The organism is Actinophytocola sp. (assembly GCF_035712165.1).
Lineage (GTDB): Bacteria > Actinomycetota > Actinomycetes > Mycobacteriales > Pseudonocardiaceae > DASYTH01.
The window spans coordinates 1-3,505 of sequence record NZ_DASTBH010000357.1; the positions used below are offsets into that span (position 1 = coordinate 1).

Below are 3,505 nucleotides of genomic sequence, written 5' to 3' on the forward strand. Positions count from 1 at the left end.
GGTAGAGCGCGGCGGTGCCGCCGGGACAGATCGCGACCATGGCCGGTCCGGCCGGGTCCGGCCGCGGCAGCGCAACGGGTGCCGCGGCGGCCCGTAACTCGGCGGCGGAGGTGCGGGTGCCCCGCCGGCCCCGGCCGGGTAACAGCCGGCCGAGCTGCACGGAGGGACCACCGACGTAGGTCAGCGGCCCGATCCGGTCGAGGCTTTCGGCCAGACGGCGGCGGCTCAGGCTCGGGTCGACGACCACGGCCACGGCGCCGATCTTCAGCAGCGCGAAGGCGAGGGACAGGAAATCCCGGCCGGACGGCACGAACAGGGCGACCCGGGAGCCCGGACCGACGCCGCTGGCCAGCAGGCCGCGGGCGAGGAGGTCACTGTCCTCCTCAAGACCGGCAACGCTGATCGACTGTCCGGTGTTCGGGCAGATCAGCGCGGTCCGGTCGGGTTCGGCGCGCGCGAGCTCGGTGAGCCGCGCTGCCGGGTCCTCCGGGGACGCCATGCGCGGATCTTAGCGAACATCCGTGTTCGTGATAGATGGGTTGTGGCCTCAAGTACTCTGCGCGCCATGGGAGGGGCCCAGGACGCCGAGCAACTGCCGCGCGGCCGGCACGGGCTGACCCGCGAGCAGGTGGTGGCCTCCCAGCGCAAACGCATGGTGAAGGCGATGAGCCAGGCGGTCAGCGACAAGGGCTACGCGCACACCTCGGTGGCCGACGTGATCGCCATCGCCGGGGTGTCCAGGGAGACCTTCTACGAGCAGTTCGCCGGCAAGGAGGAGTGCTTCCTGGCCGCCTACGACGCCGGGGTGGAGTCGGTGCTGCGGGCCATGCAGGCGAGTTTGCGCGAGGTGGCGGACGACCCGGCCGAGGTGTACAGCCGGGCCCTCGCGGCCTATCTGCACACGCTGAGCCGGGACCCGGCGATCGCGCGCACGTTCAACGTCGAGGTCTACGCCGTCGGGCCGGCGGCGATCAAGCGGCGGATGGCGCTGATGGACCGGTTCGTCGACGTGACCTCGGAGATGCTGGGCGCCCGGACCCCGCAGGCCCGGTTCGCCTGCGAGGCTCTGGTCGCCGCGATCAGCTCGCTGGTCACCAACCGGGTCGGCATCGGGCAGGCGGCCGACCTGCCCAGCCTGCACGCCCCGCTGATGGACCTGGTGCGCCGCGCGCTGGGCGGACAGATGTTTGACTGAACGCAGTTGTTTGACTGAACGCTGTGCCACAGCGATCCACGGTTCTGCGGACAGCCACCCCGGCGGTGCTGGTGCTCACCGGGATCGTGCTGGTCGCGACCACCATGCGCGGGCCAATCACCGCGGTCGGGCCGCTGCTGGACACGATCCGGACCGATCTCGGCATGTCGGCCGCGGCGGCCGGCGTGCTGACCATGCTGCCGCTGCTGGGTTTCGCCGCCGTGTCGCCACTGGGCTCGGGGTTCGCCCGGCGGCTGGGCCTGGAACGCGCGATCACCCTGGCGCTGCTGGTGCTCGGCGTGGGTGTCGCGCTGCGCTCCGGGCCCGGCCGGGTAACCCTGTTCACCGGCACGGCACTGATCGGGGTCGGCATCGGACTGATCAACGTACTGCTCTCCGGTCTGGTCAAGCGCGACCATCCGGACCGGGCCGCGGCGCTCACCGGGCTGTACACCACCGTGATGGGCGCGTTCGCGATGCTCGGCTCGGGCCTCGCGGTCCCGGTCGCCGACGCCGCGCCCGGCGGCTGGCGCACCTCGCTCGCGGTCTGGGTGGTGTTCGTCCTGATCGCCCTGGTCGCCTGGATCCCCCAGCTTCGGGCCCGGGCCGCCGCGCCGGCCGCACCGCCGCGCCCGGCGGACCGCTCGCACTGGCGTTCGCCGCTGGCCTGGCAGCTCACCGCGTTCATGGGCCTGCAGTCGCTGGGCTTCTACGTCGCGGTGTCCTGGCTGCCCTCGATCCTGCATGCCGGCGGAGTCAGCCCCGCCCTGGCCGGCTGGTACCTGGCGCTGATGCAGCTGACCGGCCTGCTCGCCTCGGCCGTGTCCCCCGCCATCGTGCGCCGCCTGCCCGACCAGCGCCTGTACGCGGCCGGCGCGGCACTGCTCGGCGCGGTGTCCTTTCTCGGCTTCGTCTTCGCCCCGGCTCTGAGTCCACTGTGGAGCGCCACGGTCGGCTTCAGCCAGGGCGTGGGCATCACGCTGGCGCTGTCCTTCTTCGCCCTGCGGGCCCGGGACGCCCACCAGGCCGCCGCCCTGTCCGGCATGGGCCAGTCGCTGGGCTACCTGCTGGCCGCGTTCGGGCCGCTGCTGTTCGGCCTGCTGCACGACAGCACCGGCGACTGGACGCTGCCGCTGCTCATCCTCGCCGGCCTGATCACCGCGCAGGCCGTCGTCGCCCTCGGAGCCGGCCGGGCGATCACCGTGTGAGCAGCCGGAACCCCGCACGGACCGCTCGGCGGTACAGCCCGCCCCCCGCACCGTTTCGGGCCAGCGCCGCCCGTGCGGCGTTCGCGCCCGGAGCCCCGTGCACCCCGCCCCCCGGATGCGCCGAGGCGCCGGCCAGGTACAACCGGTCGATCGGCGTGTCCGCCCGGGCGAGCCCCACAACCGGCCGGAACACCAACTGCTGGTGGAGCGCCGAGGTGCCCGCGTTGATCGCGCCCTCCACCAGGCTCGGGTTGTGCCGCTCGAAGTCCGCCGGCCCGACGACCACCCGCCCGATGATCCGCTCCCGGAACCCCGGCGCGTGCCGCTCGATGGCCAGTTCCATCCGGTCGGCCACCCGCCGCACCCGGTCCGCCGGCCAGTCCTGCCCGCGCGGGACGTGCGTATAGGCCCACAGCGACTCAGTACCCGCCGGCGACCGGCTCGGATCGGCCGTCGTCATCTGCCCGATCAGGAGAAACGGATCGTCCGGGTCCCGTCCACAAGCGAGATCGTTGCTGGCCCCCGCCAACTCGTCCACATCGCCACCGAGATGGACGGTCCCGGCCCCCACCGCCTCAGCCACCGCCCACGGCACCGGCCCGTTCAGCGCCCAGTCCACCTTGACCGTCGCATCGTCCCACTGGAAGTTGTCCAGATCGGCCACCATCCGCGTCGGCAGGTGGGCCACCCCCACCAACTCCCGGTACAAAGCCGGTGCCGGCACGTCCGCCAGCACCCCCCGCCCTGCCCTGACGTCGGTGCCGTCGGTGTCCCGCACCCCCACCGCACGTCCATTGGCGATGAGCACCCGACGCACCCGCCGCCCACACTCCACCCGGCCGCCCCGCTCCTCCAGCCGGCGCACCAGCGCGTCCGTGATGCGGCCCGCGCCACCCTCCGGCACCGGAAACCCGACGTCCTGGCCGAGCATCGACAACATCCAGCCGAAGAGCGCACCGCCCGCCCGATCCGGTCCCAGATCGGTGTGCATCGCGTTGCCCGCCAACAACAACGGCCCGCCCTCACCGCCGAACCGCTCGTTGCCGAACGCCCGCACCGATTGCGTGAACATCCGCGCCAACCGCAAAGCCTCCGCCGGGCC

The 3,505-nt window shown here is 73.0% G+C and carries 4 protein-coding genes; 2 read left to right on the forward strand and 2 right to left on the reverse strand.

The window, feature by feature from the left end; genetic code table 11:
* A partial coding sequence (locus tag VFO68_RS19895) for an AMP-binding protein (protein WP_325159835.1) occupies positions 1-499 on the reverse strand: 499 nt, incomplete at its 3' end.
* A 66-nt stretch (positions 500-565) separates the two neighbouring features.
* Between VFO68_RS19895 and VFO68_RS19900 the strand changes: the two genes are divergently transcribed.
* Together VFO68_RS19900 and VFO68_RS19905 are read left to right on the forward strand one after the other, a co-directional pair.
* Entirely contained in the window at positions 566-1,195 is a 630-nt protein-coding gene (locus VFO68_RS19900) for a TetR/AcrR family transcriptional regulator (protein WP_325159836.1), read from the forward strand.
* Between the two features lie 23 nt (positions 1,196-1,218).
* Positions 1,219-2,403: an MFS transporter gene (locus tag VFO68_RS19905; RefSeq protein ID WP_325159837.1), complete on the forward strand. Its 1,185-nt coding sequence runs from the start codon at positions 1,219-1,221 to the stop codon at positions 2,401-2,403.
* Here the strand turns inward: VFO68_RS19905 and VFO68_RS19910 are convergent.
* Positions 2,393-3,505: NAD(P)/FAD-dependent oxidoreductase (locus VFO68_RS19910; RefSeq protein ID WP_325159838.1), on the reverse strand; the 1,113-nt coding region annotated here is incomplete at its 5' end. The two genes, VFO68_RS19905 and VFO68_RS19910, sit on opposite strands and share 11 nt — an antisense overlap.